This window comes from Streptomyces sp. NPDC024555 (assembly GCF_055559335.1).
This window is the reverse complement of the sequence record NZ_JBVHKV010000001.1, coordinates 298,289-312,616: the sequence shown is the minus strand read 5'-3', so window position 1 is coordinate 312,616 and position 14,328 is coordinate 298,289. Positions and strand designations below refer to the sequence as shown.

At 70.0% G+C, this 14,328-nt stretch carries 11 protein-coding genes; 7 read left to right on the top strand and 4 right to left on the bottom strand.

Features of this window, described 5'->3' with window-relative positions; translation table 11 throughout:
* Positions 1 to 28: 28 nt before the first annotated feature.
* Entirely contained in the window at positions 29 to 1,471 is a 1,443-nt protein-coding gene (locus ACZ4FH_RS01385) for a CCA tRNA nucleotidyltransferase (protein WP_467301525.1), read from the bottom strand.
* 180 nt (positions 1,472 to 1,651) lie between these two features.
* Here ACZ4FH_RS01385 and ACZ4FH_RS01380 point away from each other — a divergent pair, with 180 nt between their 5' ends.
* From ACZ4FH_RS01380 to trxA, 7 genes are all read left to right on the top strand, one after another.
* Complete coding sequence (locus tag ACZ4FH_RS01380) at positions 1,652 to 3,949, top strand: DUF6049 family protein (RefSeq protein ID WP_467301524.1); 2,298 nt, start codon at positions 1,652 to 1,654, stop codon at positions 3,947 to 3,949.
* A 49-nt stretch (positions 3,950 to 3,998) separates the two neighbouring features.
* A complete protein-coding gene (gene murJ / locus ACZ4FH_RS01375) occupies positions 3,999 to 6,194 on the top strand; it encodes a murein biosynthesis integral membrane protein MurJ (protein WP_467301523.1) in 2,196 nt (731 codons plus the stop codon).
* Between the two features lie 128 nt (positions 6,195 to 6,322).
* Complete coding sequence (locus ACZ4FH_RS01370; RefSeq protein WP_467301522.1) at positions 6,323 to 8,011, top strand: serine/threonine protein kinase; 1,689 nt, start codon at positions 6,323 to 6,325, stop codon at positions 8,009 to 8,011.
* Positions 8,012 to 8,036: 25 nt separating this feature from the next.
* Positions 8,037 to 8,780, top strand: a complete 744-nt coding sequence (sigM, locus tag ACZ4FH_RS01365; protein WP_467301521.1) for an RNA polymerase sigma factor SigM — start codon at positions 8,037 to 8,039, stop codon at positions 8,778 to 8,780.
* Positions 8,777 to 9,754: an anti-sigma factor family protein gene (locus ACZ4FH_RS01360; RefSeq protein WP_467301520.1), complete on the top strand. Its 978-nt coding sequence runs from the start codon at positions 8,777 to 8,779 to the stop codon at positions 9,752 to 9,754. Before sigM ends, ACZ4FH_RS01360 begins: the two co-directional genes overlap by 4 nt.
* A gap of 133 nt (positions 9,755 to 9,887) precedes the next feature.
* Positions 9,888 to 10,850: a thioredoxin-disulfide reductase gene (gene trxB, locus ACZ4FH_RS01355; protein WP_467301519.1), complete on the top strand. Its 963-nt coding sequence runs from the start codon at positions 9,888 to 9,890 to the stop codon at positions 10,848 to 10,850.
* A 41-nt stretch (positions 10,851 to 10,891) separates the two neighbouring features.
* A complete protein-coding gene (gene trxA, locus ACZ4FH_RS01350; RefSeq protein WP_383631406.1) occupies positions 10,892 to 11,221 on the top strand; it encodes a thioredoxin in 330 nt (109 codons plus the stop codon).
* A 101-nt stretch (positions 11,222 to 11,322) separates the two neighbouring features.
* Here the strand turns inward: trxA and ACZ4FH_RS01345 are convergent, their stop codons facing one another.
* From ACZ4FH_RS01345 to ACZ4FH_RS01335, 3 genes are all read right to left on the bottom strand, one after another.
* Positions 11,323 to 11,940, bottom strand: a complete 618-nt coding sequence (locus ACZ4FH_RS01345; RefSeq protein WP_467301518.1) for a GNAT family N-acetyltransferase — start codon at positions 11,938 to 11,940, stop codon at positions 11,323 to 11,325.
* Positions 11,941 to 12,144: 204 nt separating this feature from the next.
* On the bottom strand, positions 12,145 to 13,239 hold the full coding sequence (locus ACZ4FH_RS01340; RefSeq protein WP_467301517.1) for a ParB/RepB/Spo0J family partition protein: 1,095 nt from the start codon (positions 13,237 to 13,239) through the stop codon (positions 12,145 to 12,147).
* Positions 13,236 to 14,312, bottom strand: a complete 1,077-nt coding sequence (locus ACZ4FH_RS01335; RefSeq protein WP_467301729.1) for a ParA family protein — start codon at positions 14,310 to 14,312, stop codon at positions 13,236 to 13,238. The genes ACZ4FH_RS01340 and ACZ4FH_RS01335 overlap by 4 nt, the downstream gene beginning before the upstream one ends.
* Positions 14,313 to 14,328: the final 16 nt, after the last annotated feature.

The window sequence follows — 14,328 nt, the reverse complement described above, 5'->3', positions numbered from 1 at the left end:
CCGGTCATGTTTCACGTGAAACATGACTTCAGTTCTGCGCGTCCCACCACTTCCGGAGTTCGGCCACCGCCTGGTCGTGCTCCATCGGACCGTTCTCCAGACGAAGTTCGAGCAGGAACGCATAGGCCTTGCCGATGACCGGCCCCGGGCCGATGTCCAGAATCCGCATGATCTCGTTCCCGTCCAGGTCGGGCCGGATCGCGTCCAGCTCCTCCTGCTCCTGGAGCTGCGCGATGCGCTCCTCCAGGCCGTCATAGGTCCGCGACAGCGCGTTGGCCTTGCGCTTGTTCCGCGTGGTGCAGTCCGAACGGGTCAGCTTGTGCAGCCGGCTCAGCAGCGGCCCCGCATCGCGCACATAGCGGCGGACGGCCGAGTCGGTCCACTCCCCGTCGCCGTAGCCATGGAAGCGCAGATGCAGCTCCACGAGCTTCGAGACGTCCTTGACCATGTCGTTGGAGTACTTGAGCGCGGTCATCCGCTTCTTGGTCATCTTGGCCCCCACCACCTCGTGGTGGTGGAAGGAGACCCGTCCGTCCTTCTCGAAGCGCCGGGTCCGCGGCTTACCGATGTCGTGCAGCAGGGCGGCAAGGCGCAGAACCAGGTCCGGGCCGTCCTCCTCCAGACCGATCGCCTGCTCCAGGACGGTCAGCGAGTGCTCGTACACATCCTTGTGACGGTGATGCTCGTCACTCTCCAGCCGGAGCGCGGGCAGCTCGGGAAGCACATGCCCGGCCAGCCCGCTGTCGACGAGGAGCGCCAGTCCCTTGCGCGGGTGCGCCGAGAGCAGGAGCTTGTTGAGCTCCTCCCGGACCCGTTCGGCCGAGACGATCTCGATCCGGCCCGACATCTCCGTCATCGCCGCCACGACGTCGGGGGCGACCTCGAAGTCGAGCTGCGCGGCGAACCGCGCGGCGCGCAGCATGCGCAGCGGGTCGTCGGAGAAGGACTCCTCGGGCGTGCCCGGGGTGCGCAGCACCCGCTGCGCCAGGTCCTCCAGGCCGCCGTGGGGGTCGACGAACTCCTTCTGCGGGAGGGCGACGGCCATCGCATTCACCGTGAAGTCACGGCGGACGAGGTCCTCCTCGATGGAGTCGCCGTAGGAGACCTCGGGCTTCCGTGAGGTCCTGTCGTACGCCTCGGACCGGTATGTGGTGATCTCGATCTGGTAGCCGTCCTTCTGGGCCCCCACCGTGCCGAACGCGATCCCCACCTCCCAGACCGAGTCCGCCCAGGGCCGCACGATCTTCAGCACGTCCTCGGGGCGGGCGTCGGTCGTGAAGTCCAGGTCGTTGCCCAGCCTGCCGAGGAGCGCGTCCCGGACCGAGCCGCCGACCAGGGCCAGGCCGAATCCGGCGTCCTGGAATCGGCGGGCGAGGTCGTCGGCGACCGGGGACACCCGCAGCAGTTCGCTGACTGCGCGGAGCTGCACCTCGGTCAGGGCGCTGGAGTTGTCTTCATTGGCGTTCGACACAACTGAAAAGGGTACGTGCCCGGACCGGTCAGGACGCCCTGGTTTCCGTCCGCACCGCGAGACTCTTCCGATCATGTGGCGCACTCCCCGGCACTCGGCCGCGGCGCACCTCGTTACCATGCGGGGACGCAGCGACGGACGACGGTCGACAGCACGGACGATGACGAGGGACGGGTACGCGTGGCCGAGGCGGCAGACATCCAGGGGATGAGTCCCGCTCCTGCCCGCCGGTGGCTGCGGCGCACAGCCGCCGCACTCGCGGGAGCTCCGCTGGTCGCCGCCCTGCTGGCCGGGGTGGCCGCCCCGCAGGCACAGGCCGGCGGAACGAGCAAGGCCCCCACGGGGTCCAGCACCGTCTCGGTGTCCCTGGACACCCTGACTCCCAGCGCCCCCGTGAAGGGGGACACCCTCATGGTCTCCGGCACGGTGACCAACAAGGGCAAGGAGACCATCACCGACGCCCAGATCGATCTGCGCGTCGGCCCGAAGCTCTACAACCGGGCCGCGATCGACACGGCCGGTGAGCGCACCGGCTATGTACCCGGCTCCGATCCCTACCCCATCGACGACAAGTACAGCGAGACGATCGACAAGCTGCCCCGGGGCGGCTCCAGGGAGTTCTCCCTGTCGGTGCCCGTCAGCAAGCTGAACCTCGGCGACGACGGGGTCTACCAGCTGGGCGTCTCCCTGACCGGGCAGACCACCCGCGCCCCCTACGACCAGGTGCTCGGCATCGAGCGGACCTTCCTTCCCTGGCAGAGCGAGGACCGCGACTCCAAGCCCGGCATCAGCTTTCTGTGGCCGCTGATCGCCTCGGCGCACCTCACCGCCGAGACCGGCTCCGACGAGCAGCAGACGCCCGTCTTCGCCGATGACGACCTGGCAGCCGAGATCGCGCCGGGCGGCCGCCTCGAACGCATGGTGGCGTTGGGCAGCCAGCTGCCCGTGACCTGGGTGGTCGACCCGGACCTGCTCGCCAGTGTCGACGCGATGACCAAGAACTACCGCGTGAAGTCGGGCGACACCACGGTCGCCGGCACCAACCAGGCGGTGGCCAAGAAGTGGCTCACCGCGCTGGAGGCGGCGGTGGCCGAGGGCAAGGTCGTCGCCCTGCCCTTCGGCGACCCCGACCTCGCCTCGATCGCGCACCGCGGCAAGAACGTGTCGGGCACGCTCAGCCACCTCCAGACGGCCAGCGAGGTCGCCGGTGTGACCGTGGAGACCATCCTCCATGTGAAGCCGTCGACGGACTTCGCCTGGCCGGTCGAGGGCGCGGTCGACCCCTCGATCGTCGATGTCGCCACCTCCGCCGGCGCGCACAACGTCATCGCCCGCAGCGACAGCCTCCAGGAGGACGACAGCCTGTCGTACACGCCGACGGCCGCCCGGCCGATCGGCGGCGGCACCACGGCGGTGGTCTCCGACGCCCGTCTCTCCACGGCCTTCCAGGGCGACATGACGAACGCGGGCAACGCCACGCTCGCCGTGCAGCGCTTCCTCGCCGTCTCCCTCTCGCTGGCCGAGCAGGACACGGAGAAGGACCGGAGCCTCGTCGTCGCCCCCCAGCGCATGCCGACGATCGCCCAGGCCCAGGCGATGGCCCGCGCCCTGCAGGCGCTCGACGACGACCGCTGGACGCGGTCCGTCACGCTGACCCAGGCCGCGGCGACGAAGCCGGACGCAGGCGCCACCACGGCGATCCCCCGGTCCTCCCAGTACCCGAAGCGCCTGCGCAGCCAGGAGCTGCCCACCCAGGCCTTCCAGGACATCAAGTCCACCCAGACCTCCCTGGACAACTTCCAGGTGATCCTCACCCAGCCCGAGCGGGTCGTGACCCCCTTCGGCAACGCGGTCAACCGGTCCATGTCCACGTCGTGGCGCGGCAGGGCCCTGGAGGCCCAGCTGTACCGGGACTCGGTCCGCACCTATCTCCAGGGCCTCGTCAACGAGGTCCAGCTCATCACGAAGTCGGACGTCACCCTGTCCGGTCGCAGCGCGACCATCCCCGTCACCGTGCAGAACCGGCTGCTCCAGGACGTCGACCACCTGGTGCTCCGGCTGAAGTCGGAGAACGCGACACGTCTGGAGCTGAACAACGGCGGCGCGGTCGCGGAGCAGCCGATCCGGGTCGGCGCCGGCCACAGCCAGTCCGTGAAGTTCGACGCCGCGGCCAACATCAACGGCCAGGTCCAGATGACGGCCCAGCTCTACACGGAGGACGGCAAGCCGTACGGCGAGGAGATGGCCTTCACGGTGAAGGTGTCCGAGCTCACGCCGACCGTGCTGCTCGTGATCGCCGGCGGCCTCCTGCTGCTGGTCCTCGCGGGCATCCGCATGTATGCACATCGCAAGCGTGCCAACGCCGACGGCGCGACGGGCGAGGACGGTGGTGAACCCGAGCAGCCGAGTGACCCGACACCGGACACCGGTCCCGAAAGCGCCGAGCCGTCGGGCACGGGTGAGAAAGTGGACCGTTGAGCGATGTCTGTCGTGGCCGGTCGGCCCGGGACGATGAGGTGGGGTTTCGATGAACGCGCCGTACGACGGTGACCGCGGTCAGGGTGCCGGCGGAGCCGGGCCCTACGGCGGGCCACCGGTGCCTCCGGGCCCGGAGCAGTACCCCCCGGCCTCGGACCAGTACCCCCCGGACCAGTACCCCGCGGCCCCCGACCCGTATCTGCAGTCGGCGTACGACCACGACCCCTACCGGGCCCAGGACCTCTCCGCCCAGGATCCGGTGGGCGAGGCCCTGTACGACCGGGCCGCGCACCCGCCGCCGCCCCCGGGCACCTATCAGCAGCCGCAGCCGCTCTACCAGCAGCCGCCGCCCGCCCAGTACCCGCCCGACCCCCGGATCTGGGCGCAGACCCCGCCGCCCGAGCCGGACGGTCCCTCCCGCCATCTGCCCTACGGCGACGACGCCGCGACCACCCAGTTCGTCGGGGTGGACGATCTCGTCACCCAGGCGTCCGCCAACCGTGACGAGCCGGACGCGTTCGCCCATCTCTTCCGGGACCAGGAGGGCCCCTCGGGGTCACCGGCCGCCCCGCGTCCCGAGCCGGCCCCTGTCCCGGCGGCGCCGAAGTCCGGCGGGGGCCGGGCCTCGGGCCTGCTGAAGTCCAGCGCCGTGATGGCGGCGGGCACCCTCGTCTCCCGGCTCACGGGCTTCGTCCGCAGCCTGGTGATCACCGCCGCGCTCGGCGCCGCCCTGCTCGGTGACAGCTTCACCATCGCCTACACGCTGCCGACGATGATCTACATCCTCACCGTGGGCGGCGGACTGAACTCGGTCTTCGTCCCCCAGCTCGTCCGCTCGATGAAGGACGACGAGGACGGCGGCGAGGCCTACGCCAACCGGCTGCTGACCCTGGTGATGGTCGCCCTCGGGCTGATCGTCGCCATCGCCGTCTTCGCGGCGCCCTTCCTCATCCGGCTGATGTCGTCGACGATCTCCGGGGACCCCGCGGCCAACAACGTGGCCACGACCTTCGCCCGGTACTGCCTGCCCACCATCTTCTTCATGGGCGTGCACGTCGTCATGGGCCAGATCCTGAACGCCCGCGGCCGCTTCGGCGCGATGATGTGGACCCCGGTCCTGAACAACATCGTCATGATCTTCACGTTCGGGCTGTTCATCTGGGTCTACGGCACCTCGCACGAGTCCCACATGGGCGTCCAGACGATCCCGCCGGAGGGCGTCCGCCTGCTGGGCGTCGGCACCCTGCTCGGCCTCGTCGTCCAGGCCCTGGCGATGATCCCGTATCTGCGCGAAGCCGGATTCCGCTTCCGTCCCCGCTTCGACTGGCGGGGCCACGGCCTCGGCAAGACCGTCAAGCTGGCCAAGTGGACCGTGCTGTTCGTCTTCGCCAACCAGGCCGGTGTCCTCGTCGTCACCCAGCTCGCCACCTCCGCGGGCAAGGCCTCGGGCACCAACGGAGCGGGCTTCCTCGCCTACTCCAACGCCCAGCTCATCTGGGGCATGCCGCAGGCCATCATCACCGTCTCGGTCATGGCCGCCCTGCTGCCGCGCATCTCCCGCGCCGCCCACGACAACGACCCCGGCGCGGTCCGCGACGACATCTCCCAGGGGCTGCGCAACTCCGCGGTCGCCATCGTCCCCGTCGCCTTCGCGTTCCTCGCCCTGGGCGTGCCGATGTGCACCCTGCTCTACGCCTCCAGCGGCCCCGAGGCCGCCCGCTCCATGGGCTTCATCCTCATGGCCTTCGGCCTGGGCCTCATCCCGTACTCCGTGCAGTACGTGGTGCTGCGCGGGTTCTACGCCTACGAGGACACCCGCACCCCCTTCTACAACACCGTCATCGTCGCCCTCGTCAACGCGGCCGCCTCGGCCGTCTGCTACGTCGTGCTGCCCGCCCGCTGGGCCGTCGTCGGCATGGCCGCCTCCTACGGCCTCGCCTACGCCGTCGGCGTCGGCATCGCCTGGCGTCGGCTGCGCAACCGCCTGGGCGGCGATCTGGACGGCGCCCACGTCGTCCGCACCTACGCCCGGCTGTGCCTGGCCGCCCTGCCGGCCACCGTGGTCGGCGGAGCCGTCGGCTTCGGTCTGCTCCAGGTGCTCGGCGACGGCGCGTTCGGTTCGCTCGTCGCACTGATCATCGGCGGTGCCCTGCTCCTCGGAGTGTTCTTCGTCGCGGCGAAGCGGATGCGCATCGAGGAGATCAACGGCATGGTCGGCATGGTCAGGGGACGTCTCGGCCGCTGAGGATCACCGGTCCGCACAACCATCACCGGTCCCCGCGTGTCGTGCATGGTGCCGGAGTGTGGGCACAATTGGCGTGACTGTGCGGGGCTGGCTGGCATCGCCCAACGGATGGGGAGGCAGGAACGACGGTGGCGGAACGTAGCACGGCGGCCGTCGACGTGGACAACAGTGGTGACGAGCCGCTGGCCGCGAAGGCGGACGAGGCCACGAGCGACGGTACGGCAGAACCCCAGGACGGAAAGGGCGCGGACCCGCAGGAGGCGGACGGCGGGCGGACCGGCGCCGATTCCTCCGTGCCGACCCCTGATCTGCACAGCGGTCACAAGCTTGCCGGGCGCTACCGGCTCGAAGAATGCGTCACCCGTCTGGACGGATTCAGCAGCTGGCGCGCCGTCGACGAGAAACTGCGCCGCGCGGTCGGCGTCCACCTCCTGCCCGCCGACCATCCGCGGGCGCGCTCGGTGCTCGCGGCGGCACGCTCCTCCGCGCTGCTCGGCGATCCGCGCTTCGTCCAGGTCCTGGACGCCGTCGAGGAGAACGACCTCGTCTACGTCGTCCACGAATGGCTGCCCGACGCCGTCGAACTGACCGCGCTGCTCGCCGCGGGGCCCATGGAGGCCCATGACGCCTACCAGCTCGTCAGCCAGCTCGCCCAGGCCATGGCGGCCGCCCACCGCGAGGGACTGGCCCATCTGCGGCTGACCCCCGGCGCGGTGCTCCGCTCCTCCTCCGGCCAGTACCGCATCCGCGGTCTCGCGGTGAACGCCGCCCTGCGCGGCATCACCTCCGACGGACCCCAGCGGGCCGACACCGAGGCCATCGGCGCGCTGCTGTACGCCGCGCTCACCCAGCGCTGGCCGTACGAGAGCGACGCCTACGGCCTCACCGGCCTCCCCAAGGGCATGGGGCTGCTCGCGCCCGACCAGGTCCGGGCCGGCGTCCACCGGGGCCTCTCCGAGATCGCCATGCGGGCCCTCGCCAACGACGGGGCGACGGCCTCCCGCCAGGAGCAGCCGTGCACCACCCCCGACGAGCTCGCCAAGGCCGTCGCCGCGATGCCGCGCATCCGCCCGCCGGAGCCGACGTTCGCCGCCCCGCCCGAGTACCAGCGGACCACGTACCAGCAGGGCAGCTACGGACGTCCGGCCGTACCCGGAGCGGGGCCGACACAGCCCGTCCTCGTACCGCCCGCCCCGCTCCAGAGCCGCACCGGGAAGGCCCTCAAGTGGGCCGTCTCGGCCCTTCTCATCGCCGCCCTGGGTCTCGGAAGCTGGCAGCTGGCCGAGACGCTCCTGGACCACGACAAGGGCTCCGGCGACCCCGGGACCACGCAGACGAACCCGGAGAACGGCGATCCCAAGCCGGTCGCGGAGAGCAAGCCGGTCCCGATCGTGGGCGCCCAGGACTACGACCCGCTCGGTGACGGGTCCGAGAAGCCCAAGGACATCGGTCACCTCTATGACGGCGACCCCACGTCGTACTGGAACACCGACGGCTACTACAGCGCCCAGTTCGGCAACCTCAAGGAAGGCGTCGGCGTCGTCCTCGACCTCGGCTCGGTGCAGCGGGTCGGATCGGTCGATGTGACCTTCCTCGGCGGCACCACCTCCGTCGAACTGCGCACCACGACCGACGCCACCGTCCCGAGCATGCCCGGGGCGTTCACCAAGGTCGCCGAAGGATCCGGAACGAAGGTCGCCCTCAAGCCCGGAAAACCCGTCCAGGCGCGGTACCTTCTGGTCTGGCTCACGAAACTGCCACCGAGCGACACCGGCAATTTCCGGGGCAAGATCTCGGACATCAAGGTCACCAGCTGACAGCACCAGGGGAGGGGGCTCACCGTTGGACGACACCAGATTCGCCGACACGAGCGACCAGGACCTCCTGACCCAGCACGTGGCCGGTGAACCGGATGCCTTCGGTGAGCTCGTCCGCCGCCATCGCGACCGGCTGTGGGCCGTGGCCCTGCGGACCCTGGGCGACCGCGAGGAGGCGGCGGACGCCGTCCAGGACGCCCTGGTCTCCGCGTTCCGCGCCGCCCACACCTTCCGCGGCCAGTCCGCCGTCACCACCTGGCTGCACCGCATCACCGTCAACGCCTGTCTCGACCGGGTCCGCAAGGCCTCCATCCGCAGGACGGCCCCGGTCGACGACCCCGAACGGCTCGATCAGCTCCTGGAGCCGCACGAGTCAGCCGAGGCACCCGCCGAGCGCCAGGACGTCCAGCGCGAGCTGATCGCGGCCCTGGGCACTCTCCCCGCCGAACAGCGCGCCGCACTCGTCCTCGTCGACATGCAGGGCTACCCGGTGGCCGAGGCCGCCCGCATCCTCGACGTTCCGGTCGGCACCGTGAAGAGCCGCTGCGCACGGGGCCGCGTCCGGCTCGCCCCGCTCCTCACCCACCTCCGGAGCGGAAGCGACCCGGAGACGGGGAGCACCGCACCCGAACCCCCGGGGAACCGGACGCCCCGACCATCCGTCCCACCGCCGGCGGGCCCCCGAGACAGCGGGCCGGACACCAGGGACACGAACGACACCGGTACGAGCAATCCAGCGGCAGCGAAGGGCGGAGGCGGGCGCGCATGACATCGACGGCCGACACGACCCGGCACCCGGACGTCTCGGAGATCTCGGATCTCACCGAGGGGCTGCTCCCCGCTTCCCGCACGGCCGATCTCCGGCGTCATCTGGAAGGGTGCGAGCCCTGCGCCGATGTCCTGGCGTCCCTGGAGGAGATCCGCGGCCTGCTCGGTTCGCTGCCCGAGCCCGAGCCGATGCCCATGGACATAGCCGCTCGCATCGATGCCGCGCTCGCCGAGGAAGCCCGCTCCGACCGCCCGGCAGCAGATCCTGAGGCCCAGGCCGCACCGGGACCGGACGCTTCACCGGCGTCCCCGGCCGACGATGTTTCACGTGAAACCGAGGACTCCCCGTCGGCTCCGGAGCCCGCGGACCGCCCTGCCGGGTATCCGCGCGCGGCGACGGGCCCGGGACGCCGCCCCACGCGGCGCCGCCGCCGAAGGGCCGTACTCGGCGCGGCCCTCGGTGCCGCCGTGGTCGGCGTGAGCGCCTTCCTGTTGCAGAACGTCCAGCTCTCCTCGAACGGCGCGGACAGCGCCGCTCTGGACCAAGGAGCATCGGCGTCGAAGGCCAAGACGCGCTCCTTCTCCCAGGCCACTCTGGAGAACCAGGTCCGCAGCCTCCTCGACTCCGGAGTGGAAGGAAACGCGGAGAACGACTCCGGCGCCGAGCAGGCGCCCTCGATGGGCGTGCGGTCCTCACCGGAGAATCCCTCGTCCCCGTCGGACGGCCCCCGGAAGCCGCTGCGCACCCCCACTGTGACCGTCCCGGCCTGTGTGGAGGAGGGCATCGGACGGAACGCCGGCGCCCTGGCGCTGCAGCGCGGCACCTATGAGGGCACCGACGCCTTCCTCGTGGTCCTTCCCCACCCCACGGACTCCGCAGAGGTCCAGGCGTATGTCGTCGACGCGTCCTGTGTCGGCGCCGAGCCCCCCAGCAAGGGGAAGATCCTCCTCACGGACACCTACACCCGCCCCTGAGAACCGCACCGGATCCTGCCCCGGCACGTCGGGAATGCATCCCCCGTAGGATCCGTTGGGTGGGGTGAGAGTCGTTGAACCGGCCCCAGTAGGCGTGGACAGTAGGCAGTCTGCAGAGACGAGGAAGAAACCCGTGAGCGACGTGCGTAATGTGATCATCATCGGCTCCGGCCCGGCGGGCTATACGGCTGCCCTGTACACCGCGCGCGCCTCGCTGAAGCCGCTGGTCTTCGAGGGCGCTGTCACCGCCGGTGGTGCGCTGATGAACACCACCGACGTGGAGAACTTCCCCGGGTTCCAGGACGGGATCATGGGCCCCGAGCTCATGGACAACATGCGCGCCCAGGCCGAGCGCTTCGGTGCCGAGCTCATCCCCGACGATGTGGTCGCCGTCGACCTCACCGGTGACATCAAGACCGTCACGGACACCGCCGGCACCGTGCACCGCGCGAAGGCCGTCATCGTCACCACCGGCTCGCAGCACCGCAAGCTCGGACTGCCCAACGAGGACGCCCTCTCCGGACGCGGCGTCTCCTGGTGCGCCACCTGTGACGGGTTCTTCTTCAAGGACCAGGACATCGCCGTGGTCGGCGGCGGCGACACCGCGATGGAAGAGGCCACGTTCCTCTCCCGCTTCGCCAAGTCGGTCACCATCGTCCACCGCCGTGACACCCTGCGTGCCTCCAAGGCCATGCAGGAGCGCGCCTTCGCCGACCCGAAGATCAAGTTCGCCTGGGACAGCGAGGTCGCCGGGGTCCACGGCGAGCAGAAGCTCTCCGGTCTGACCCTGCGCAACACCAAGACCGGTGAGACCTCCGAGCTCCCCGTGACCGGCCTCTTCATCGCCGTCGGACACGACCCGCGCACGGAACTGTTCAAGGGCCAGCTCGACCTCGACGAGGAGGGCTACCTCAAGGTGGACGCTCCCTCGACGCGCACCAACCTCACGGGTGTCTTCGGCGCCGGCGATGTCGTCGACCACACCTACCGGCAGGCCATCACCGCTGCCGGCACCGGCTGCTCCGCCGCTCTCGACGCCGAGCGCTTCCTCGCCGCGCTCGCCGACGACGAGAAGGCCGCTGCGGCCACCGTCTGACCCCCGCCCCACCCCACACCCGCGAAGTTAAGGAGGCTGCCGTGGCCGGCACCCTGACGAACGTTACCGACGACAATTTCGACGAGGTCGTCCTCAAGAGCGACAAGCCCGTGCTGGTCGACTTCTGGGCTGCCTGGTGCGGCCCGTGCCGTCAGATCGCCCCCTCCCTGGAGGCCATCGCGGCGGAGCACGGCGAGATCGAGATCGTCAAGCTCAACATCGACGAGAACCCGGCCACCGCTGCCAAGTACGGCGTCATGTCCATCCCGACGCTGAACGTCTACCAGGGTGGCGAGGTCGCCAAGACGATCGTCGGCGCCAAGCCGAAGGCCGCGATCCTTCGCGACCTGGAGCCGTTCATCTCCGCCTGAACCGCTCCGCTCTGTCGGATCCGCGCGTAGTACAGCGGCACCGATGTTTCACGTGAAACGGGCCCGCCCCTCCGAGGGGCGGGCCCGTTCCGCGTTCCGCCTCACAGAGGCCGCAACGCCGGTTCCTTCTGCACCGCTCCCAGGAGACGGTCGAGGGCCATCTCCACGTCTTCCTTCCACGAGAGCGTGGTGCGCAGCTCCAGCCTCAGCCGTGGGTGCACCGGATGGGGACGCACGGTCTTGAAGCCCACCGCCAGCAGGTGCTCGGCCGGCAGTACGCACGCCGGTTCCTTCCAGCGGGCATCACCGAAGGCCTCGATGGCCTTGAATCCGCGGCGGAGCAGATCCTTGGCCACCGTCTGCACCATGACCCGCCCCAGCCCCTGTCCCTGGTAGCCCGGCAGGATCAGGGCCGTCATCAGCTGCACCGCGTCGGGGGAGACGGGGCTCGTCGGGAACGACGTCGTCCGGGGTACATACGCGGGCGGGGCGTAGAGCACGAAGCCGACCGGTACATCGTCGACATAGACGACGCGCCCGCAGGAACCCCACTCCAGCAGCACGCCGGAGATCCAGGCTTCCTTCTCCTGCTCCGCTCTCCCGCTCTTCACCGCCGCTTCTCCTCGCACCGGGTCCAGCTCCCAGTACACACAGGAGCGGCAGCGCCGGGGGAGATCAGGCAGGTTGTCCAGCGTGAGCGGTACGAGCCGACGCCCCATGGAGGCTGTTCCTCACTTCCCTCACCCACCACGGTTCGGAAGCGATGTCCGGCGCGCCCCGTGCCCGGAGGTGGATCAACTGGATGTGCCCTACCGGAACGCATCGTATCCACCGGACGATCAAGCCGACACCGTGAGAAAGCAAAGGGCGGGCCGTCTTCCGTGACCTACCGGAGGACAGCCCGCCCCTGGACCGCTCAGAAATCAGCTCTCGTCGTCCTCGTCCTGCTCCTCGGACGGGGCACGGTCGAGGACACGGCCCTCCCCCGGAGCGAGGCTGCCGAGGATACGGTCCAGATCCTCCATCGAGGCGAACTCGACGACGATCTTGCCCTTCTTCTGCCCGAGGTCGACCTTCACCCGGGTCTCGAAGCGATCGGACAGCCTCGACGCCAGTTCGTTGAGCGCCGGCGACAGCCGGGCTCCGGCCCGGGGCCCCTTGGCCTTCGACGTGCTCGTGGGCTTGGAGCCCATGAGCGTCACGATCTCCTCCACCGCCCGCACCGAAAGCCCCTCGGCCACGATGCGGTGCGCCAGCTTGTCCTGCTCCTCGGAGTCGTCCACCGACAGCAGCGCCCGAGCGTGTCCCGCCGAGAGCACACCGGCGGCGACCCTCCGCTGGACCGGCGGCGACAGCCGCAGCAGACGCAGGGTGTTCGACACCTGCGGACGGGAACGACCGATCCGGTCGGCCAGCTGGTCATGGGTGCACTTGAAGTCCTTCAGCAGCTGGTCGTACGCCGCCGCCTCCTCCAAGGGGTTCAGCTGAGCCCGGTGAAGGTTCTCCAGGAGCGCGTCCAGGAGCAGCTTCTCGTCGTCCGTGGCACGGACGATCGCCGGAATCTTCTGCAGTTCCGCCTCACGGCAGGCCCGCCACCGCCGCTCGCCCATGATGAGCTCAAAGCGACCCGGCCCCGCCTGCCGCACCACGACGGGCTGGAGGAGTCCGACCTCCTTGATGGAGGTGACCAGCTCGGCCAGCGCATCGTCATCGAAGACATCCCGCGGCTGGCGCGGGTTGGGCACGATGGCATCGACGGGGATCTCGGCGAAATAGGCTCCGGCCACCTCGGCCGGACCACCGTGGCTCTCCGCCAGCGACACCGGACCGGCCGGCTCGGGCACCGTGGGACCGCCCAGGGTGGCGACCTTCGCCGCCGCCACACCGCGGTCCGAGGTCAGGACCGGGCTCCCCGGAGAGGAAGTCCCCATCCCGGCGGACGGCGCCTGCTTCTCCTGCGGAGCGGCGGGGATCAGGGCACCGAGCCCTCGCCCCAAGCCTCTACGACGCTCGCTCACTGGATCCCCTCCGCATTGCTCTGCTGACTGTTCCGATCGCCCATGCGGGCGTGCTGGGGCTCGTACTGGACCCCGACCCCGCGCAGCGCGATCTCGCGCGCCGCTTCGAGGTACGACAACGACCCGCTCGAACCGGGGTCATAGGTCAGCACGGTCTGCCCGTAGCTCGGCGCCTCGGAGATGCGTACCGAGCGAGGAATGCTGGTGCGCAGCACCTCCTTGCCGAAGTGGCTGCGCACCTCCTCCGCGACCTGCGACGCCAGCCGGGTCCGGCCGTCGTACATGGTGAGCAGGATCGTCGACACATGGAGATCAGGGTTCAGATGGCCCCGCACCAGATCGACGTTCCGCAGCAGCTGTCCCAGCCCCTCCAGTGCGTAGTACTCGCACTGGATCGGGATCAGCACCTCGGCACCGGCCACCAGGGCGTTGACCGTGAGCAGGCCGAGCGAGGGCGGGCAGTCGATCAGGATGTAGTCGAGCGGCTGCTCGTACGCCTGAATGGCCCGCTGCAGTCGACTCTCCCGCGCCACCAGCGACACCAGCTCGATCTCCGCACCGGCGAGATCGATGGTGGCGGGGGCGCAGAAGAGGCCTTCGACGTCCGGTACGGGCTGCACCACGTCGGAGAGCGGCTTGCTCTCCACCAGGACGTCATAGATCGAGGGGACTTCGGCATGGTGGTCGATCCCCAGAGCAGTGGAGGCGTTCCCCTGCGGGTCGAGGTCGACCACCAGAACGCGGGCACCGTGGAGGGCCAGGGACGCGGCCAGATTGACCGTCGAGGTGGTCTTGCCCACCCCGCCCTTCTGGTTGGCCACCACCATGACTCGTGTCCGGTCAGGCCGGGGCAGCCCCTCGCCGGCACGGCCGAGGGCCTCCACCGCCAGCTGGGCCGCACGACCGATGGGTGTGTCATCCATCGGCGGCGGTGTTTCACGTGAAACACCGTCCCCCGCCGATTCGGTTCGGGGACCGGGGACCGGATCGGTCATCGGTCCCGCGATGTTGGCGTCGGACCGCAAGGATTCACTCTCCTCGACTTCAGGCTCGCAATGAGCAGAGCCTGCCATGGTTTCGGCGTCGTGA